Annotated in this window: 20 protein-coding genes; 13 read left to right on the forward strand and 7 right to left on the reverse strand. The window is 41.1% G+C overall.

Features of this window, described 5'->3' with window-relative positions; translation table 11 throughout:
* The first annotated feature begins 48 nt into the window (after positions 1 to 48).
* Together VE944_RS23630 and VE944_RS23635 are read left to right on the forward strand one after the other, a co-directional pair.
* Positions 49 to 396: a YbaB/EbfC family nucleoid-associated protein gene (locus tag VE944_RS23630; RefSeq protein WP_100900466.1), complete on the forward strand. Its 348-nt coding sequence runs from the start codon at positions 49 to 51 to the stop codon at positions 394 to 396.
* 62 nt (positions 397 to 458) lie between these two features.
* Positions 459 to 950: a low molecular weight protein-tyrosine-phosphatase gene (locus VE944_RS23635; protein WP_324982760.1), complete on the forward strand. Its 492-nt coding sequence runs from the start codon at positions 459 to 461 to the stop codon at positions 948 to 950.
* A gap of 67 nt (positions 951 to 1017) precedes the next feature.
* Here VE944_RS23635 and VE944_RS23640 read toward each other — a convergent pair whose 3' ends face one another.
* Positions 1018 to 1701, reverse strand: coding sequence for a response regulator transcription factor (locus VE944_RS23640; RefSeq protein WP_324982763.1), 684 nt, complete (start codon positions 1699 to 1701; stop codon positions 1018 to 1020).
* A 636-nt stretch (positions 1702 to 2337) separates the two neighbouring features.
* Between VE944_RS23640 and smpB the strand changes: the two genes are divergently transcribed.
* Together smpB and VE944_RS23650 are read left to right on the forward strand one after the other, a co-directional pair.
* The gene (smpB, locus tag VE944_RS23645; RefSeq protein ID WP_324982766.1) at positions 2338 to 2805 is read left to right on the forward strand and encodes an SsrA-binding protein SmpB; all 468 of its coding nucleotides are present in this window, start codon (positions 2338 to 2340) and stop codon (positions 2803 to 2805) included.
* A gap of 182 nt (positions 2806 to 2987) precedes the next feature.
* Complete coding sequence (locus VE944_RS23650) at positions 2988 to 3272, forward strand: WGxxGxxG family protein (RefSeq protein WP_324982769.1); 285 nt, start codon at positions 2988 to 2990, stop codon at positions 3270 to 3272.
* Positions 3273 to 3515: 243 nt separating this feature from the next.
* Here VE944_RS23650 and VE944_RS23655 read toward each other — a convergent pair whose 3' ends face one another.
* Together VE944_RS23655 and VE944_RS23660 are read right to left on the reverse strand one after the other, a co-directional pair.
* A complete protein-coding gene (locus tag VE944_RS23655) occupies positions 3516 to 4934 on the reverse strand; it encodes an IctB family putative bicarbonate transporter (protein ID WP_324982773.1) in 1419 nt (472 codons plus the stop codon).
* A 277-nt stretch (positions 4935 to 5211) separates the two neighbouring features.
* Entirely contained in the window at positions 5212 to 6765 is a 1554-nt protein-coding gene (locus VE944_RS23660; RefSeq protein ID WP_324982776.1) for a GAF domain-containing sensor histidine kinase, read from the reverse strand.
* Positions 6766 to 7289: 524 nt separating this feature from the next.
* Between VE944_RS23660 and VE944_RS23665 the strand changes: the two genes are divergently transcribed.
* From VE944_RS23665 to VE944_RS23685, 5 genes are all read left to right on the forward strand, one after another.
* On the forward strand, positions 7290 to 8480 hold the full coding sequence (locus tag VE944_RS23665; protein ID WP_324982779.1) for a DegT/DnrJ/EryC1/StrS family aminotransferase: 1191 nt from the start codon (positions 7290 to 7292) through the stop codon (positions 8478 to 8480).
* 82 nt (positions 8481 to 8562) lie between these two features.
* Positions 8563 to 9459 carry a cyanoexosortase B gene (gene crtB / locus VE944_RS23670; RefSeq protein WP_324982782.1) on the forward strand — a complete coding sequence of 299 codons (897 nt, stop codon included), beginning with the start codon at positions 8563 to 8565 and terminating at the stop codon, positions 9457 to 9459.
* Between the two features lie 155 nt (positions 9460 to 9614).
* Positions 9615 to 10337: a cyanoexosortase B system-associated protein gene (locus tag VE944_RS23675; RefSeq protein WP_324982785.1), complete on the forward strand. Its 723-nt coding sequence runs from the start codon at positions 9615 to 9617 to the stop codon at positions 10335 to 10337.
* A gap of 210 nt (positions 10338 to 10547) precedes the next feature.
* Entirely contained in the window at positions 10548 to 11906 is a 1359-nt protein-coding gene (locus VE944_RS23680) for a polysaccharide biosynthesis/export family protein (RefSeq protein WP_324982787.1), read from the forward strand.
* A gap of 101 nt (positions 11907 to 12007) precedes the next feature.
* Positions 12008 to 14182, forward strand: coding sequence for a GumC family protein (locus tag VE944_RS23685; RefSeq protein WP_324982790.1), 2175 nt, complete (start codon positions 12008 to 12010; stop codon positions 14180 to 14182).
* 150 nt (positions 14183 to 14332) lie between these two features.
* Here VE944_RS23685 and VE944_RS23690 read toward each other — a convergent pair whose 3' ends face one another.
* The 3 genes from VE944_RS23690 to VE944_RS23700 form a co-directional block, all read right to left on the reverse strand.
* Positions 14333 to 15016, reverse strand: a complete 684-nt coding sequence (locus VE944_RS23690; protein ID WP_324982792.1) for a rhomboid family intramembrane serine protease — start codon at positions 15014 to 15016, stop codon at positions 14333 to 14335.
* Positions 15017 to 15129: 113 nt separating this feature from the next.
* Positions 15130 to 15849, reverse strand: coding sequence for a rhomboid family intramembrane serine protease (locus VE944_RS23695; RefSeq protein ID WP_229553913.1), 720 nt, complete (start codon positions 15847 to 15849; stop codon positions 15130 to 15132).
* A gap of 211 nt (positions 15850 to 16060) precedes the next feature.
* Complete coding sequence (locus tag VE944_RS23700; RefSeq protein ID WP_324982797.1) at positions 16061 to 16540, reverse strand: MEKHLA domain-containing protein; 480 nt, start codon at positions 16538 to 16540, stop codon at positions 16061 to 16063.
* 121 nt (positions 16541 to 16661) lie between these two features.
* Between VE944_RS23700 and VE944_RS23705 the strand changes: the two genes are divergently transcribed.
* Positions 16662 to 17282 carry a tetratricopeptide repeat protein gene (locus tag VE944_RS23705; RefSeq protein ID WP_324982799.1) on the forward strand — a complete coding sequence of 207 codons (621 nt, stop codon included), beginning with the start codon at positions 16662 to 16664 and terminating at the stop codon, positions 17280 to 17282.
* A 108-nt stretch (positions 17283 to 17390) separates the two neighbouring features.
* On the opposite strand, the gene VE944_RS23710 is transcribed toward VE944_RS23705, so the two are convergent.
* Positions 17391 to 17540, reverse strand: coding sequence for a hypothetical protein (locus tag VE944_RS23710; protein ID WP_324982800.1), 150 nt, complete (start codon positions 17538 to 17540; stop codon positions 17391 to 17393).
* Between the two features lie 602 nt (positions 17541 to 18142).
* Between VE944_RS23710 and VE944_RS23715 the strand changes: the two genes are divergently transcribed.
* The 3 genes from VE944_RS23715 to VE944_RS23725 form a co-directional block, all read left to right on the forward strand.
* Positions 18143 to 19492: a glycosyltransferase family 4 protein gene (locus tag VE944_RS23715; protein WP_324982803.1), complete on the forward strand. Its 1350-nt coding sequence runs from the start codon at positions 18143 to 18145 to the stop codon at positions 19490 to 19492.
* Positions 19493 to 19724: 232 nt separating this feature from the next.
* Positions 19725 to 20051, forward strand: coding sequence for a hypothetical protein (locus VE944_RS23720; RefSeq protein WP_324982805.1), 327 nt, complete (start codon positions 19725 to 19727; stop codon positions 20049 to 20051).
* Between the two features lie 80 nt (positions 20052 to 20131).
* Positions 20132 to 21041 (forward strand): GDP-mannose 4,6-dehydratase (locus VE944_RS23725; RefSeq protein WP_324982808.1); only part of this gene is annotated, 910 nt, incomplete at its 3' end.

The raw sequence follows: 21041 nt of genomic DNA on the forward strand, positions 1-21041 counted from the left end.
TATAATTGAATTTGATTTGTTATTCAACGCATACGCGTAAAACTAATTATGACAGGTAAAGGACAAGGATTCGGCTTTGGCTTAGGAAAAATGAAAGAATTGGCTGACGCTTTTAAGAAAGCGCAGCAAGTTCAAGAAGGCGCAAAGCGACTCCAAGAAGAATTGGAGCAAATGGAGATTCTAGGAGAATCTGGCGGTGGTCTGGTGAAGGTGATTGTCAGTGGTAACCAAGAACCCAAGCGAGTAGAAATTTCTCCAGATGCTTTAGGAGAAGGTGCAGAAGTACTTTCTGATCTGGTGACAGTCGCAATGAAAGAAGCCTATAACAAATCCACAGCAACAATGCGGGAACGTATGGAAGAATTGACCAGTGGACTAGAACTTCCTGGATTTTAGTCATTTGTCATTGGTCATTGATCAAATAGCTTTTGACTATTGACAAAGGACAAAAAATATCTATGGCTTACAAGTTGCTATTTGTCTGCTTAGGTAACATCTGCCGATCGCCATCGGCAGAAAACATTATGAATCATCTAATTGAGCAGGCTGGCTTGAGCGAACACATACTCTGTGACTCAGCTGGTACATCTAGCTATCACGTTGGTAGTCCACCTGACAGACGCATGAGTGCTGCGGCTGCTACAAAGTTGGGAATTAAACTACGTGGTCGAGCACGCCAGTTTCAAAAGTCAGACTTTCAAGACTTTGATTTAATTTTAGCGATGGATCAAGAAAATTATGAGAACATCCTCACTCTTGATCAAACTAAGCAGTATCAGCATAAAGTGCTTTTGATGTGCGAGTTTTGCTCTCGACACTCCCTGAAAGAAGTTCCAGATCCCTATTACGGTGGTCAAGAGGGATTTAATCGGGTTATTGATTTACTGATCGATGCTTGTGAAGGTCTGCTCACAAAAGTTAGGAGTTACGAGTTAAGAGTTAAAAGTTAAAAATTAGGAGTTTTAATTCCTTACTCCTGTACAGACGCGATTAATCGCGTCTCTCCTCCTGACTTTTTTATTCCACCAAACCATGCTTTATCGCAAAACGCACTAATTCCGCTCGGTTGCTGGTTGAGGTTTTTCTCAATAAACTGCTAACATACTTTTCCACTGTGCGAGGACTCAGGTGTAGCTGATGACCCATTTCAGCATTAGACAGACCATGAGTCAATAACTCTAAGACTTCTTGTTCTCTATGAGTTAGGGAGGAGTGCAAGTGGGCTTTCTGAATTTGAGTGGAAAGAGAATTATGGGTATCCACCGCTTTTGTCGAGGCGGAAATGCCCAAACTCTCTTTATGAGAAAATCGATACTCCGATTGAATAATTTGCGATCGCTCCAAAAGATTGCGGATTGCTGCTGCTAACTCTTCCAGTTCAAAAGGCTTAGGTAAGAATAAATCGCACCCTGACTGGTAGCCCAAAATTCTTTCTTGGGTCTTAGTTCGGGCTGTTAATAAAATTACAGGTAATAACCGAAACACTGGTTGTTGACGCACCCGGCGCACTAGTTCGTAGCCATTCATCTGTGGCATCACGATATCCGTGACAATTAAATCTGGATGATGCTCATCCACCATAACCAAAGCCTCTTGACCGTCATTAGCTGTAATCACCGAGTAGCCAGACAGTTCAAGATAATCACTAACAGACAGGCGAGTGCCCAAATCATCATCCACTACAAGGATCGTCAAGGGCATGGACAATACACCCCTAGCATTTTTTTACTCAGAAATTTGCTTTTACACGCTTCATCAGTGAACACAGACAATAATATTCTTATGTTTCATACTATGACAGGATTACCACCTAATGATGTTTTTAGGGATAGTTTATAAAGAAAATCTTAAATCCTTAGAAAAGGTTAAAGAAGTGTAACTCACCTTTGACTCGCTCTCTTTGGGAGGCATAGAAAGCTTTATCGTTTGTAACAACTCATCAATACAGCACGGTAAATACTTACCATAGTATAAATTAATATTAACTTAATAAATAATTTACTAAAAGCTAAGTAGGGATAAATATCTGTTATTTTTTGCCCTTTGTAATTAATTTTTAGCTAATCACTAATGATTGTTGGCATCATACCAAGTCTTTGTGAAACTACACAAAATCAAACTAGGTAAGACTTAGGGCTTAAGCCTCAAGTCTTACCTAACTCACAGGTAATCGGTATCATATAACTTAAAGTTGCCAGAAAACTCTTAATTGTGAACTGATAAAAGCTAAATTAGTGATATACAGTTCATAATTTATAGCGGTTCTAAGATACAGCCTATAATTAACAAAAAATCTAAATAATTTTTTAGGTACATTTAAAGCACACAAAATTATCAATGAGCGACAAGAGCGACAGTTACAAAGTTATTAGCGACAACCGCCAAGCCCGTTATTTGTATGAAATTCTAGAAACTTACGAAGCTGGAATTGAGTTGACAGGAACCGAGGTTAAGTCGATTCGTGCGGGTAAAGTAAATCTCCAAGATGGCTATGCTTTGCTTCGCAATGGTGAAGCATGGTTGATCAATGTCCATATCTCGCCTTATAACGCTAGTGGACAATATTTTAATCATGAACCACGGCGTACACGGAAGCTGCTGTTGCATCGCAAAGAACTCCGCAAGCTAATTGGCACAGTTGAACAGCAGGGTTTAACTTTAATCCCTTTGAAAATGTATCTCAAACGTGGCTGGGTAAAAGTGAGTATAGCCCTTGGTAGAGGTAAAAAGCTCCACGACAAGCGAGAAGACCTGAAACGACGCCAAGACCAGCGTGACATTCAACGGGCAATGAAAAACTATTGAGTGTCAAGTGTCGCTAAAGTACTACACCAGAGTGAAAAACCAATTACTGTAAAAAGCATGTTGTATGTCTATAGCATGAGTTGTGAAAATTTCTAGTTTATAGCCGCAGATTGATTTTCTTTAAGTTGAGAATTGATAAAGTGGTTAGTAACTTCGGATGGCATAAGGAATTGTCACAACTTATGAAAAGTAATTTCATTAGAGCTATTGGTGCTGGCGTTCTCACTTTGAGTATGGGAATTTTACCCTTAACTCTATCCGCACAAGCTCAAACGACAACTGACCCCGGAGCCAATACTGGGTCAGGAACGACCACTTACAATAATGATCGCAACGGTTTTGATTGGGGTTGGCTGGGATTAATTGGTCTAGCTGGTTTGGCTGGTTTGGGTGGTAAAAAGAGTGAGAACCAACCTACTGCTTACCGCGATCCTAATGCTCCAAGCGCCACTACCTACAGAGATTAGTACCGCAAGGCGGAATTCAAAAGGAGCCAGCCAGGGTGTTGGGCGGCTTAAGGGCGCTGTTCGCGCAGCGTCTCCCAAGGGGAGACGCAAGTGCCTTTCAAAAGTCAAAAGGCTTTAATTCTTTAGTGCTTTCTGGTTGAACGAAATAGTAAGTTTATTTCTGCCGACCTGTGCTAGACAATAGAAAATTCATTAAATTGTCAGTTGTTCTGTAAAAAACAACTGACAATTTAATCATGTTAGTTAGTTTACTGTTGGTTCTAAGTTAGATGAATTTGTCTGGTTTTGAGCTAAAGGTGTCCAATAGCTAGCAATTAAGGCAACTATGAGCCACCAGAGGGTATTAACTTCAGGACGATACCAGACAGTATCTACGGTTCCATGAGCTAGCATCCCCAACAAAATAGCGAGCGCTCCAATTAACCAAAATCCTTCTACACTTCTCAATCGTCTCAGTCGTCGCATTTGTAGAAATGCCGTGTTAAATGTGACTATTATTAGCCAGAGAAAGCAAGCTAAACCAACAAAGCCAGTTTCTACAGTCACTTCAAACAAAATCGAATAGGCACTCAAAGCAGTGTAACGAGGGCGTTGGTAAAGAGGATAAACTTGATTAAAAGAGTTGTGTCCTGGTCCAATGCCAAAAATGGGGCGATCGCGAATCATCTCGAAAACAGCATCCCACACATTTCGGCGAAAATTATTACTGCTATCTTGACGGTCAGCAAAAATACTCAACACTCGTAGGCGTACTGGCTCTATAAATATCACTGCTAGCACCAATACCCCGATCAAACCTCCCAAGACAATCGGTAGTGACCAGGTACGCCAAAAAGGAGGCATTTCCACGCTTTTCCAATAAACCAGCAATGCCATCACAGCTAAAATTGCCACCACTAGTCCAATCCAACCGCCACGGCTAAAAGTGAGGATCAGGCAGGCAGTATTGACAATTAACATTGTTAATGCTAAGGCTTTTTTGATCCAGCTTTGCCATGCAAAAATTGCCACTAAGCTAAAAATTACTGCTGGTAAGAGGTATCCAGCTAATAAGTTGGGATTGCCTAAATAACTGTAGACTCTGGTAGTTTTAGACAGAGGAGATTCTGGATCAACCCAAGTTGCCAGTGCTGTGGCTCCAAAAAACCATTGCCGCAAACCATATACGCTGACAATTAACGATACGTGTAGGTAAACGATGATAATCCAAGACCGGAGGCGAGGCGACCTCAGTATCCTGGCACAAAGGGCAAATAGCAGCAAATACAAGGTCAACGTTGCCAAGTCGTTAAGTGCCGCCTTTTTCACTGGTGATAATGCCGTTGCGATTGCGGCAACCCCCCAGTAGAGCAATACCAGTAGGTGAATGGGAGTGACTGAGGAGACATTTGCTGGTGTTGCTTCATCAGATAAAGTCAACAATAGCCAAAATGCTACACAAGCCACCAGCAACAAGCCTATCAATGTACTCGAAGCAAAAGGTGCAAGCGCATATACTAAACTGAGTAAAGCAGCTGCTGTCGCATCTCCCCATTGAATCAAGACGCTAGTTTGCCGCCAAGAACTTAACAGTCCCACCAGAAAACGATGTACGTAACTGGTAGCAAGGTATTCTTTGAGCGGGAAAGATGATAAAGTAAATCGTTGCCAGACTAAATTCATAAAAAACATTGCGATCAATTAGCCTGCCGACGCAGAACTTGGAATTGATCATAATGCCTATGGCTATAAAAAGGTAATAACGAAAATTGCAGTTTAGTGATGATGCTCTTATTCATAGCGATCGGCCACTACCTGTAATCTTAAGCACTTCAGCTAATACTAAGTGAAGATAGCCCTAGATTAACCCTTCACTTAGTTACTACATAACAAAGCATGAATTTGTATTTCCTTATTATTTTTAACCTGTAACCTGTAACCTGTTCCCTACTAGCTGTGATCAGACATCGCCAATTGTTTGTGAAGAAGTCGCCAGTTGCAGTGGCAAAGAAAGCACATAACGATATCCTGATTCTGGTGAACCTTGAATCAAAATTTGTCCACTATGCAATTCTGCCAGTTGACAACTTAGCAACAAACCCAAACTTTCACGAGAGATATTTCCATGTGATTTAGCCAAATTTATACCTGAACTAGCAGCAAAGAAATTTGAGTGATTCGCACTCAAGTTTTTTGAATTATCCACTACTACTGATGAAATATCTCCTTGCTCGTGGTTTTGTGCATGAGTATTGTAAGCTGCTACTTCACCTGTTAGCTCCAACAGCGACAAAGAATTGAGACGGAAGTAGGGATCAACTTCAGTGATACCGTCCCCTAGCCAAGGGTGGGAAACCCAAATAGTAATGTTGAGCGCATCTTCCTTGTAAGAAACATGAATACGAACAATGCTACCTGTAGCCGAAAGTTGAATCACACTGAAAACCAGGTGATAGAGGATTTGCCGCACCTTGTCTTTATCTAAAGGCCAAATGCGATTGCGTCCCGGTTCTATAGAGAGGCGAATATCTTGTTCGCGGCGATTAGCTACTTCTTCAAGGGTATTGATAGCTTGTTGACACAGCATTTCGATATCCACAGGAGCTATATTTAGCACAGTTGAATTTTCATCCATAGCTCCTAGTTCGGTAATTTCGTTTACTAAGGAAAGTAAATACCGACCACTGTGTTGGATAATTTCCAAATATTCTCTTTGCTTAGTCGTCAAAGGCCCATAAATCTCACGTCCTAAAACACTAGCCATACCGAGTACAGATGTTAAGGGCGTGCGTAACTCCTGAGTTAGGTGATCTAAAAGTTCCAGTTTCAGTTCCTTGGTAGAAACAGAGCCGCTATCTGTAGTGGCTGGGGTGAGTTTAATTTCAGTATTCCGTTCGTCATTGATTGAAAATATCGGAGCGATTACGGGTGTACTTGATTCAACTCTCCGTTGTAGAAGTCGGTTACGTTCAAATTCACTCATGCTCCAACGAGCTATAATTTGTAAAAATTCAATGTCTCGGTTTGTAAAATTGCGTGGCACTAAATCCATAACCGCCAATGCACCTAAACAATGTCCCTCAGCATCAATCAGTGGCGCTCCTAAGTAAGCACGAATACCATAATCCTGCACTAACTTGCTGCTAGCAAGTACTGGATCTGTCAGATTATGCGTATCATTAATTACAAATATTTGAAGACTTTCTACTACTTGAGTGCAAAAGGATTCCCGACGTGACAGTTGGCGGCTTTGTGCTAAATGATTCATTAGCCCCAGCCTAGATAAGCCCACCGCCGATTTAAACCAGTGACGTTCTTGATCCACAAATCCCAATATGGAAATTGGTGCTTCCAAAAAGTGGGCAGCAGTCTGTGTGGCTTCTTCAAAAACCGGAATCGTCTCTGGTTGCCGCAAACCTAAATCTGACAAAGCTTTAAGGCGTTGTTGTTCTCTTGATTCATGAGAGTCCCAACCATCCTTTAGGGCAAATAATTTATTTTCAGGCTCTACCATTGCCACTGCTACCTTAATAATTTCTCGATACTGTAATTGATATAAGCCCTATTCTGGGTTATCAATTGCTATTTTTAAGCATTCCCTAATTTTGCCTCTGACAAACAAATTTGGAGCAAAAATTTTTTATCTCTTCCATTAAGTCGGTTACTGGTGCTGAATATTCTTTATCTAAAGCTCGTGTAACCTTTATTGCTTGGGATTTTACAGCCAGACTGCGTTAGATTTAGATTCAGCCAGGGTAAGCTAATGCTAAGGATACAATACAAAGGGGCTGTCATTGTTTATGTACAGAAGGAAAATTCTGACTGGTATATTGAAAGTAAATTTACTGATAAAATTAAAACCTTGTATCTTTTCTAGCAATAATTACTTATAACAGCTAGTATTTATGGCTCACCATCCTAGATAGTTTATAGAAGTCTCGATTCAGTAGATTAAACCTATTACAATTTTATGCTGAAATTGTGCAGGCTTTTTTATTTTTTCCATCCGAGGAAATATTTTTTTGAGGACAATTGGTAATGAATAAAATGACTATTAGAGTTCCTTTTGTAGACTTGAAGTTACAACACGAACCAATTCAAACGCAATTGCAACATGCAATCCAATGTGTATTGGAACAAGGAGATTTTATTTTAGGGCAAGCAGTCTCAGATTTTGAAGCAGCATTTGCGGCAGCGTCTGGGGCAGCTTATGGAGTTGGTGTTGCATCAGGAACAGATGCGATCGCTCTCGGATTGCAAGCGTGTAATATTGGCGCTGGTGATGAAGTGATTTTACCAGCAAACACTTTTATAGCAACCTTGATTGGGGTACAACGGGCTGGCGCGAAGCCAATTCTGGTAGATTGCGATCGCCAAACAGCTTTAATTGACTTAAAAAAAGCAGCCAAGGCAATTACGCCTCATACCAAAGCAATTATTCCTGTGCATCTTTATGGCCAAATGGTATCACCAAATGAACTATTGAATTTTGCCGATACTTACAAACTACTAATTTTTGAAGATGCTGCACAAGCACACCTCGCCCAAAGAGACGGATATCACGCTGGTTCAGTCGGAATAGCAGCAGCTTTTAGTTTCTATCCCAGCAAGAATTTGGGAGCGTTTGGGGATGGAGGAATGCTGCTAACACGAGATTCAAATGTAGCTCAGAAGATGATGCGCTTGCGAAATTATGGTGCATCGCAAAAGTATTTTCATACTGAACCAGGTACAAATAGCCGCTTGGATACTTTACAAGCAGCAGTCTTGCACCAGAAATTACCATATTTGCCACAATGGAATCGTGATCGCTTGACGATTGCCCAGCAGTATAATATGGAACTAGCACCCTTGGCAACTGCTGGTATTATCCCTATGGAAAACCAGAGTGATACAGGCCATGTGTATCACCTTTATGTCATTAGAGTTGATGATTCTTGCCCCATAGAACGCCAGCAACTTCAAGAAAAACTCACAGATGTAGGAATTCAAACTGGCATTCATTACCCAATTCCCTGTCATCTCCAACCAGCATTCACAAATTTAGGCTATCAGCCTGGAGATTTCCCCCAAGCAGAAAAACTGTCAAAAGAAATATTATCATTACCGATGTATCCTGGTTTGAGCAGTAGCCAAGTTAAAGAAGTTGTAACAGCGATCGCTCATGCAGTCTCAACTTCTAAAACAGATAAACGCTCTCATGCTGACCTTGGTAGCGTGGTAGCCTGAATTTATTCATGAGGTTCCCCATTCCCCGTTCCCCACTCCCGATTCCCCTTAAACACCGAGAGTTTTTGAATTACTGAAAATCATGGTACTACCCCAACAGGTTAAAAACAGAAACGCCTCAGAATTATTAAATCTAGCTATTTTAGGCGTTTTGCTGCTGCTTTATGCTCCTATATTGCTACATTGGTTGGATGGTTGGCTGAACAAAAATATCAGTACAGAACACGAATATTTCAGCCACGGGATTATTGGTTTACCATTTGCGGCTTATCTGGGCTGGATGAACCGAAAAAAGTGGAAACGTTTACCAGATACCATCCATCCTTTAGGCCCTGTTTTATTGTTATTCGGGGCAGTGTTTTATCTTAGTGGTGTTACAGAGTGGGTTAACCTTTCCTTGCCCGTTATACTAGCAGGATTCTGCTTGTGGTTTAAGGGAATAGCAGGTTTGCGATCGCAAGGGTTCCCCCTGATATTAGTATTTTTGGCAACCCCAACGGCAGTACCCTATCTCATTGCTCCCTACACCTTTCCCCTTCAAAGCTTTATCGCTGGCACAGCAGGCTTTATACTGAATCAATTTGGTATGGACGTAACCGTAGATGAGATAAATCTCTACGTAGGGGGACGGATTGTAGAAGTTGCTCCCTATTGTGCAGGGCTGAAAATGTTGTTTACTACTCTCTACGTCGGCTTGATGCTGCTTTATTGGACAGATGCTTTGTCTTCACGTCGCACAGTTATAACGTTTTTATCTCTTGCTGCGATCGTTAGTACTTGTGCCAATATCATTCGTAATACTTTACTAACTTTCTTTCACGGCACAGGTCAAGAAGCGGCTTTTAAATGGCTACATGATGGTTGGGGTGGCGATGTCTATTCAGCTTGTATGCTGGTGTCATTAGTGCCCTTACTGAATTGGATTAATAGCTATTTTTCAGAATCTTTGGAAACTCAACAAGAAGGGGAAAGTCATTAGTCATTAGTCATTTGCATTTATCATTTGTCAAGAGTTAAAAATTCTTCCCCTGCTCCCCTTGCCCCCTGCTTTTTATCTACTAATAAATATTACTGAACTCATGGTGTGATTTTATGAAGTAAAATTTTGCCTAAGTATTATAAATATTACTACTGATGATTTCTTTCTCCAAGTTTTTTAAGGAAAACCAATTGAGTCAGGTGGCAGCACTTTTGTTATTGCTACTCTTGTTGGCGATAGGAGGGGTTCCTGGATACCTGACAGGACAATGGCAATGGAAACAGCCGCCACCTCTGAGTACCCTCAAGGAGTTAAAACAGATCCGTAAGACTGGGTTAGGCCTTCCTGGTTGGCAAACTATTGAACAAGCAGAACAGCAAATTGGCGAACATAAATGGTCTTTGCAGGTTCTTAAAAAAGAAGGTTCCGAATCCCAGGCAATCTTGCTTTTACTACCGCAAAATGGGCCTATGGATCAACCAGAGGTAGAGTGGACAGACGTTAACGGCTGGGGAAGATCACGCTGGGGAAAGTGGGATATAGCTCAATATCGTTCTGCGGAATTTACTGTAAAACCGCCTACAAAGTTGACATCTAAGGTTGAAACAAAAGTAGAAGCTAGATTCTTTCGCGCCGTCACACCACAGCAAACCTTCGCTGTCTTGCAATGGTACGCTATGCCAGACGGCGGAACTCCATCACCTTTTCACTGGTTCTTGGTAGATCAATTGGCCCAGTGGCGTAAGCAACGCACTCCTTGGGTGGGGGTAAGTATTCTGATTCCAATAGAACCTTTGGGGCAGGTAGAAACATCTTGGCCTTTAGCACAGTCTATTGGAGAAACAGTACAAGCTAAATTAATAGCAGACTCTTTGTAGAGTCTGTTACAGATGCATTTGTACAAAATTCTTCAGTTGTATCTCTATAATCACGTTCAGGTTAAAAATATGAAGTTATAAATTAGAATTGGTAAAATTTTTCTACTTTTTGCTGGTAAAATACTCGCAGATAAAAGAAACGTTTAGGATATTTTTAGAGTAAAATTACCACTCGGTGCGACTAATTTTTATCTCAGTTTTCCTGCACCGATGTTTATAGATCAAAGTTCTTATATGCGTGCATTCAGCGCCCTGTGTTTTGTCAGTCTTCAAGTAGGAGTTTTTTTAACAGCACCTATCCAGGTTGTTGTTGCCCAGCCTTTTCCACCTCAAGGACAATTACCAAGGCAACCTCCTGCGCCTGTGCCAGGTACTGAGGTTGTACCTTTAGGTGCAAATGACGAAATTTCTCCCCAACTCAGCCGCTATCTCTTGGGGCCGGGAGATGCAATTGGTGTTGTGCTTCAGCGTCCTCCTGGGCCGTACCGCTTAGGAATAGGAGATGGAATTAGCGTTTCGGTGCAGCGCTTTCCAGATTTGAGCTTTCAAGCTTTAATCAACCCAGAAGGTAACATTGTGGTGCCGCTACTGGGAAAAGTTTCCTTACAAGGTTTGACTTTGGAAGAAGCTCAAGAAAAAATTCGCTTGGGTTTAAATCGTTATGTGGTTGATCCAGTAATAGTTTTAGCCTTGGCAACGCAGCGTCAAGACTTAAGTTTTCAAGCTGTAATTAGTCCAGAAGGCAACATTGTAGTGCCACAAGTGGGAACGGTGTCATTACAAGGCTTAACTTTGGAAGAAGCTCAAGAAAAAATTCGCTTGGCTTTAAGTACTATTTTACCCGATCCAATCGTAGTAGTATCCCTGGCAGGAACGCGACCAGTTCAAGTTACCATTAGTGGAGAAATATTTCGACCTGGAATTTATCCGATTAATTCAACAGCACCCCGCGTTGCTGATGCCTTACTAATATCTGGTGGTTCAACATTGAATGCAGACCTGCGACAAGTGCAAGTACGCCGGAAGTTAATTGATGGTTCTGTGATTTCACAAACTATTGATTTATATGCAGCACTGCAAAATGGCGGTTCAATCCCTAATTTACGCTTACAAGACGGAGATGCGATACTCATCCCCCGTCGTGAAGTTGGTAATAATGACGATTATGACCGCAATTTGGTAGCACGTTCATCCTTAGCTACACCACAGATTAGAGTCCGGGTTTTAAACTACGCTGCTGGAGGTCTTGCCATTCAAGCACTACCTAACGGGAGTACCTTTGTAGATGCTTTGGGAGGAGTAAATCTCGACACTGCTAATCTCCGAGATATCGCTCTAGTTCGCTTTGATCCTGAACAAGGTAAAGCTGTTACCCAGAAACTTGATGCGAAAAAAGCTCTAGGAGGCGATGCATCTCAAAATGTGGCCCTTCAAGATAATGATGTTCTGGTTGTTGGTCGGAACCTCATCGGTAAAATTACTAATTTCTTGACTACTATTACTCAACCCTTCTTCAATGTCCAGTCCTTTCTCCGATTTTTTGACGACTTCGGTGGCAGGCGAAATTAGTAACTCTCACCTCTTCGGTGATTGTTACCGGATGTGAAAGAGGAGATGAGGGTGACAAATATAAAGCTGATAACTAATAACTGATTCTATATGCCCTTGCCATGACTCCACCAATTGTTAAACGCTATCTTATTGCTTTTGAAAAATACAAGTGGATTGGACTAGCTAGCTTTGGTTTAGTCGTAGTGGGGTCAACGGTAGTGGCAATGCAGCCAGAGCCACAGACTAACTACATAGCATCTGCTGCACTTACCTATGCTGGCCCACCAGTTTCTTTTTCTGCAACTGGTAGTCAAATCCAACAGCAAGGAAAGGAACTAAATGAGGATGTTTTGTTATCAAACCAGATACTTGCGACAGTGGCAGAGAAAGTAAATATCAAACCGGAAAAACTCGGTTCAAGTATTGTCCTTTCTCCACCTAAAAAAAATCCCAGGACTGGAGAATTAGAAACGAGTACCTTTGAACTGAAATATGTAGATAGTGACCCCAAACGAGGGATAGAGGTCTTGACGGCATTGATGCAATCAATGATTAAGTTGAGCAGTGACATCAATACTGGGCGATTACAAGCAATTATTGAAAAGATTAACGAGCGTTTACCCCAAACTAAACGGGAATTGCAAATTGCCGAAAAGAGGCTGGAACAGTACGATCGCATAGAGCGAACGGCGATATTAGCGGCGGAGAATGGCAGTTTGCTAAATGGCATTACTAACAGCCAAAATCTACAACGGCAAATTCAATTAACTATTTCTGGGGTTGATGGTCAAGTTAAGAGTTTACAAAATAAGTTAGGCTTAACAGTCGGACAGGCTTATATTTCTTCTGCTTTGAGTGCCGATCCAATTATTGGCAACTTGCGATCGCAAATTTATCAGAGTGAGTCGCAAATCGCCTTACTTACGAAAGATTTGCGGCCGGAACACCCAACGATGGTTCAATTGCTACGTCAGAAACAAGCTGCTGAGGAATTGTTGCAACAACGGGCTGGAGAGGTATTAGGTGGTGATGGAACGGCGGCTCCGCTTCAGGGTAGCGTTGCCGGGATTCGCGCCCAAAGTAGCTTAGATCCAGCCCGCCAGCAGTTGGCAAACCAAATGGTGTCTTTGCAAACCCAACGGGAGACGTTGCAACAACAACTAGCTCAAGAAATCCAACAAGAAGCGCGACTACGGCGAGAGTATTCTTTAATACCCAATAAGCAGTTAGAGCGATCGCGTTTAGAACAAGAGGTTGGACTTAAAAAAGCCATCTATGACCAAATGCAGGCGAAGTTAACCGATGCCAAAACCGCAGAGGCAGAAACTACCAGTAGCCTTAGCATTGCCAGACGCCCTACAGCAACTGCGGACGTAAAACCACCTAAGAGTGTACCTATTACCCTTGCTGTGGGTAGTTTATTAGGTGTGTTAATTGGTGGCGGAGTAATATTTTTGTTAGGAGCGCTGGAAGGTACTTTCAAAACCAGGGAGGATATCCGCGAGAGCCTCAAGCAACGGGAAGTGGCACTGTTGGGAGAATTGCCTTTAATGCCAGTTGATGATTTGCCTCAAGATGCAGTGCCTGTAGTACTTTCTGCTGATTCTCCTTATTTAGAATTTTATGAGAAATTCCGTAGTAATCTGCGCCGGATTGGTGGTGCAGCCTTAAAGGTGGTGTTGATTACTAGCACCAGTAACTTAGAGGGTAAAACGGCAAGTGCTTATAACTTGGGTGTAGCTTCAGCTCGTGCTGGTAAAAGAACCTTGATTATTGAAACAGATTTGCGATCGCCTTCCCGTTGTGCATCACTAAATGTAATTCCTGACCCCGACGCCACTATTGAACCCCTGCGTTATTACGCTAACTTAAGTGAATGCATTCGTTTAGTTCCTCATGTAGAAAATTTATACATCATACCCAGCCCTGGCCCTGTACGGCAATCCGCCGCTATTCTTGAATCTAGCGAAATGCGCCGCCTGATGGAGGATGTCCGAGAACGTTTTGATTTAGTTATTTTGGATACTAGTCCCCTCAGCATATCTAACGACCCTTTGTTAATCCAACCCTACAGCGATGGCATGGTACTTGTGGCGCGACCACTCTATACACAAGAGAACATGTTAGGCGAAGCTATTGATCAATTGGTTGAATCGGAACTGGGGTTATTGGGGGCAATTATCAATGGCACTGATATGATTGTTTCTTTACCTGAACAAGTCGTAGAATCATCAAGATTTACATCTAAAACAGAAGAATCAGAAGAACTTTCAGCAAGTGCCAACAAAAACTAATACATTTCCCAAATAGGGAATAGTTTTGAATTGCTTAGTACAGCTTTGAGTAAAATCGTGGTGAATCGAGGGGGGAAATTTCAACGCAGAGGATACGCAGACGATTGATAGGTAGCAATTGTTTAGTTAATGATTTCGAAAATTTTGTACTTAGTCCTGCCTAAACAACCCAAATAGGGGAGCGAGAATTATCCCAAAAGCAAAACCACCAATGTGTGCCCAGTAGGCAACTCCACCAGTTTCCACGCTCATATTAGCGGCTGTTTGCAGGGTAACAAGACCGGAAATTACATTTTGCACAATAAAAAGTCCAATTATTACTAGTGCTGGCACTCTAATTGTGGTGATGAAAAACCCCAAAAATACTAGGGTCATGACTCTAGCTTGGGGAAAGCGGATAATGTAAGCACCTAGAACACCAGAAATTGCACCACTTGCTCCCAAGGAAGGAATCTCAGAATTCATGCCAATAAACCATTGACACAAGGCAGCTAAAGCACCACAAGCTAAATAAAAAATTAGATATTTAACATGACCCAATCGATCTTCAATATTGTTGCCAAAAATCCAGAGAAACACCATATTGGAGATTAAGTGCCACCAACCACCGTGTAAAAATTGCGATGTAAATAACGTTATCCACTCTCCACTCCAATTGGTGGTTAACTGTTGAGGTATTACTGCATACTCACTTAAAAACTGATTCAATTGTACATTTGACGATGCATTTAACAGCCTCACCTCGTGAAGAAAAACTAAAATATTCATGCCAATTAACCCGTAGGTAAAATACGGGGTGGCTCGCGTCGGATTTTCATCGTAGAGGGGAAACACAAATGTTTTTCCTAATTTATTCACTAACTGCAATATAGCTTGTAAGGCTAGCAGTTGCGAAGCTTAGGCAGTTTTAATTAATTAGTCTGATTGAAAGCTCTATACTCTGAAAATTACTGATACCAAGCTTCTTCCTTTGATTTATCGTTAAACAAACCCAACAATGGGCCGAGAATTGCTCCAAAGATAAAACCGCCTGCATGGGCCCAGTAGGCAATACCCCCGCTTTCCATACCGATGTTGGTACGTGTTTGCAGACTAGCAAGCCCGTAGAAAGCTTGTTCAAGAAACCAAAATCCCAAAAAGAAATATGCCGGGACGCGGAAAGTCGGGAAGAAAAACCCTAAAGGCACTATGCCGAGAACTTCGGCGTTGGGAAAGCGGAGAATGTATGCTCCTAAAACGCCTGCGATCGCACCACTTGCACCCAAAGAAGGAATGCTAGAATCTTGAGCGAAGAACCACTGGGTCAAGGATGCCAAAACACCACAAGATAAATAAAACAGTAAATATTTGGCATGACCTAACTTATCTTCAACGTTGTTACCAAAAATCCAGAGAAACAACATATTACCTGCTAAGTGCAAGAAACCACCGTGTAAAAATTGTGAGGTAATTAAAGTTGCCCACTCTGGCACTGGTTGATGTAGAGAGACACCACCAAAGCTTAAAGTCAGTTCTCGTGGTACTACAGCCGCAAGGCGTAGAAACCCATTTAATGCTTGGGGGGGAAGATTTGCTTCATAAAGAAAAGCGAGGACATTAGCAGCAATCAGCCCATAAGTTACATAAGGCGTAATTTTTGTCGGATTATTATCTCTAATGGGAACCACGGGCGTTTTTTCCTGATTTTAAGACATCAGTTACACAATACTGAATAATTTAAGTAGTTTCTTCTACCTCGTGGATGGATCTCGCTTTAAGATTTGAGATTGATAGTAGGACTTAGACGAAGGAAACTGCACTCCTTGAATAGCGATATCAAGATTGATTAGCAAAATTGCGACCAAGAGCAATTAATCCAAAAAGTCTGTGAAGCAGTAGTTATGTAATAAATTTCCACCTAGAGAAGAAAGCAGCTTGACCGTAGTACTGATTTTGATCATCTAAAACGTTCCATAAAATAGTATCTTCTATGTAAAAACGTTTACCATTACTAGAAGTGCGGATACCAGAATAGTTGGTGATAAACCCTTTACTTGTTGCTTCTGATAATAAGCGATCGCGTTCTTTCTGTACTAATTCTTCAGCTGATCTTCGGGAAGGCATTCTAGTAAATTCCTCCCAAGAAAGCTCCCATAGTTTCAACGCTTTACGATTACCGTAGTTGAAAATTGGGTCTAACTCAGTACCGTGAGAAACTAAGGCAAATGGTGCTTCAAATAGCGCCTGTGCTGTTTCAAGTGGTGAACCATTACCATCCAGCAAAGAATTTCCCGTCCAATGCTGAAAACTATTTATTAGATATTGACTATGCAGAATAATTGCCTCTTGCTGCCAAGGAAACTCAATCACATTGGTCATGGAAAAGTAGAAATATAACGCCAAGAATTTAGTATGACAAAACTTGACTCATTTTAGGAGTTGACGAATTCTCCCCAAGCTTGAAAATATTCTATTCAATGCATATTAGCTAGGCAAACTCATGTTTTTTTCAAATTCTCTGGAAAATCAACTCCAGCGCTGGAACGAAACCATTCGTAATCAGCCGAAAAATCCTAATGCTTACATTCGGCGAGGCATGGTTAACTTTCAACTGGCTAAGATTGATGAATCTATTCAAGATTTTGATATAGCAGAGCAATTGGATGCCCGTATTAAACCTTACCTGTGGCAACGGGGATTATCGTATTATTATGCAGAAAGATTTGCTGAGGGCGCTGAACAATTTGAAATAGATTTGATTGTAAATGCTCAAGATGTAGAAGAAACAGTATGGCGATATCTCTGCATAGCTCGTTCGCTAGGTCTTGAAGAGGCGCGTCATTCTTTGCTAACTGTAAAAAATGACCCTCGACGTGTTATGCAGCGCGTATATGATTTGTATGCGGGAGATTGTACACCAGATGATGTTTTAACTGTTGGTCAATCAGAAGGGATAAAGGGAAATTTTTACAGTCATCTTTACTTAGGATTATATTACGAAGTTGAGAATAAGCTAGATTTAGCTCAGGAATATATAGTTAAAGCTGTTGATAATTACAAAATTGCTGATTATATGTGGTATCTAGCGCAGGTACATAAAAATCTGCGAGGATGGCGATAAGAAATTTTATTTTAGTTATGAAATTAGTTGGGGAGGCAGGGAAGAGGTTTTTTATGAGTGATTGAGGGTTATTAATTATAAGTTCTTAATATTTTATCCCATAGGTGCTTAATGCGATCGCCTACTTGTAGCTTGGGGATTTTTTAGCCAGTAGAGCATTTGTAATCGCTGTTTGCTACTAGCTTCTGCGGCATATTGAACAGCTTTGCTCAATTCTTCTCGGCTCTGTTTAATCTCAACTTGCAATTTGAGACCCATCGCACTTGTACCTAATACACCCTTGTTGATAATTTAGCGCAGCTTCATACAGAAAAGGTAAGCTGTTACGTATTTAATTTGTACATTTACCTGATGACTATTAACCGTCAACAGTCAACAGTCAACAGTCAACAGTTAACGACCATCAAGAGTGTTTATATACTTACTTAGACGCGCATCAGCTTATCAGTAGACTAGGAAACGCTATATATAGATTTCATGTGTGGCTGGATTGGACAACTAATTTTCTAAGTAAATATACAGAAATTTTCCGCCATCGATTTTTTAATTACGTAATCTTGCGCTTACTAAACCCCTCGTGAAATAACATAGTATATCCTCAAGACCACCTGGGGACAAAAACATATCATGTAGAAACGACAGATCATCAAGTACGGCAGGAAGCATTAACAAGCTTAATTGCTAATTTCCTAAATCAAGGTCATCCACTTCAATATGCTCAAGGGATGACAACTTCAATTATTTTTCAGACATACCCAAATTTAATAAATGCCCAAATACGTCTTTAAAACTGGTTGAATGATTGAGTTTCACTGATAGATTAAACAAGCATTTTTTGCTCTAGACTAGGAACATAGCTGATGAGACTTAATGAATGGATTAACCAAAAATTGTTGCCATCCATTTCTACTGAGTTAGATACAAAGAATAAACCTTCTGTAAAAGTTCAACAATCAATTAAATTATCTGTAGTCACCCAATTTTTTCCCCCAGATTATGCAGCTACAGGGCAGTTGCTCGAAGAACTAGTGGAACAGTTAGGGGCACAAGGGGTGGATATTGAAGTTTTTACAAGTCAGCCAGGATATGCGTTTAGCTCTCATACGGCCCCAGCAGTTGAATGGGCTGACCAAATCAGAATTCAGCGATCGCGCACAGCCCAACTCTGGCCAGGAAGGATTCGTGGTAAAGCTATTAATGGGATACTATATACTTTACGGGCTACGCTTTATCTCCTAAAAGCTTGGCGTCGCAACAATATATTACTAGTAACTACAGCTCCCCCATTTTTGCCAGTTATCGGATATTTGGCTCATTTATTGTTCCGATTGCCCTATGTGTGCATACTTTATGATTTATACCCTGATATTGCGATCGCACTAGGTGTAATTTCTAAAGATAACTGGTTAGTGCGCTTGTGGCGTGATATCAACAAACAGGTTTGGTTAAATGCTAAGGGGATTATCGTACTTAGCCCGGCGATGAAACAACAGGTAGTAGCCCATTGTCCGGAAATAGCTGATAAGATTTCTATAATTCACAGTTGGGCTAACCCAGAAGCGATCGTGCCGATTGCCAAGGGAGAAAACTGGTTTGCTTGGAAGTACAATTTAGTTAAAAAATTTACTGTCCTCTATTCTGGCAATATGGGTCGCTGCCATGACATAGATACTATATTGGAAAGTGCCAAGCAATTGCAAGATGAGCCAATTCAGTTTGTCTGCATTGGTGGTGGTGCCAAACGTGAAGAATTAATCACGGAAGTAAATCGGTTAGGGCTGAAAAATTTTACGTTTTTACCTTACCAAGATCAGCAGGTGCTACCCTATTCATTAACAGCTTGCGATCTCTCACTAGTGAGTGTGGATGAAACTACAGAGGGTTTGGTTGTTCCTAGCAAATTTTATTCAGGTTTAGCCTCTGGGCGACCAATAGCAGTAATTTGCTCCCGAACTTCATATCTCAAACAACTGGTGACTGAAGCTAATTGTGGTGGGACATTTGAGAATGGAGATAGTCATGGTCTAGCGCAATTTATTCGCTTTCTGAGTCGAGATCCTCAAATTGCAGAGCAGATAGGCCAAGCAGGTCGTCAGTATTTGCGATCGCACTTTACACCGAAAGTTATCTCTCAACAATACTTACATGTTTTACAGCAGGCACTATTATCTGATGAGGTAATAACTATGCCTCAAATGGATGTAAAGTAAGTAAAGATATTGAAGTTAATTGAATATTTTGTAGTATTTTTTAGGAGTTGGGCTTCGATGGTCTTATTGATCTCAGTCCCTCCAACATAGCCTTCCTTGCTCATAGGTGTTGTCTATACAGGAGGTAAAATTGCAGAAAAGGTGTGACCGAAATAGGAAACGTTCTAAACGACGGGCTATTTTTTGCCCAATTCATAGCTGCTATATCGATAGCGTCAGTCAGAAATATAATATGTTTGCTGACCAAGCAGGTCAGTTACAGCAACGAGGTATGAGCCGGCGGAACGCCTTAATGTTAGTATCATCTCGAACTACAGTTGCGATACAAGGAGAATGGTTAGAAGCTTTTTGGTGTGAAGATTGTCAGAAAACAACTTGGTATCACATTTGCAAGTGTGATGATGGTACTTATGATATTTCGGTAGCACCACAAGAACTATGGCAGCAAGTAAGCGGAGTGATTGATTCTCTGGGTAACCCTTCCGTTGGGGAGTTTACTCGTAAGAGTGCCAGACAATTTGGTTATGAAGGTCTTAGAGGTTTCCAGTTTGTGAGTTAAGCCTTATAAATGAATTTAAAAATCAAGTTTTTTCTATTTCTAAAGCACTCGGAAAAATGTGGATTAATTAAGATAACTCAATGAAAAAAGCTCTCATTTGTGGAATATCAGGTCAAGATGGAGCTTACCTGACACAGTTACTTCTTAATAAAGGCTATATCGTCTGTGGTACTTCACGAGATGCCCAGATTTCCTCTTTCCGAAACTTGGTTAACTTAGGTATCAAAGACCAAGTAAAGTTAGAGTCAATGGCTCTAAATGACTTTCGCAGCGTGTTGCAAGTTTTGACAAAAATCCAGCCAGATGAAATTTATAATTTGGCAGGACAAAGTTCAGTTGGTTTGTCTTTTGAACAACCAGTAGAAACTTTAGAAAGCATAGCCACTGGTACTCTAAATTTACTGGAAGCTATTCGTTTTTTGGGTGTTCCAATCAAACTATATAATGCTGGTTCTAGTGAATGTTTTGGTGATACTGGTAAAATCGCTGCTGATGAAACAACGCCATTCCGCCCTAGAAGCCCTTATGCAGTAGCTAAAGCTACTGCTTTTTGGGAAGTTGCTAACTACCGGGAAGCTTATAGTTTGTTTGCCTGTTCTGGGATTCTGTTTAATCATGAATCTCCTCTACGTCCTGAAAGATTTGTGACACAAAAGATTGTTGCTGGTGCTTGTCGTATTGCTCAAGGTAGTAATGAAAAACTGTATTTAGGCAATATACAGATTCAGCGTGACTGGGGTTGGGCACCGGAATATGTTGAGGCGATGTATTTAATGCTGCAACAGGAGCAGCCGGATGATTATGTGATTGCTACGGGAGAAAGTTCTTTATTAGAGGATTTTGTATCAGCAGCATTTGCATCTGTAGATTTAGATTGGCGTGACCATGTTGTGATAGATAATAGCCTGCTGCGGCCTACAGATTTGGCAGTGGGTAGAGGGAATCCAGCTAAGGCGAAGGACAAGCTGGGTTGGCAGGCGAAATTTAAGA

The organism is Nostoc sp. (assembly GCF_035638895.1).
In the GTDB taxonomy this organism is placed as follows: Bacteria; Cyanobacteriota; Cyanobacteriia; order Cyanobacteriales; family Nostocaceae; genus Nostoc.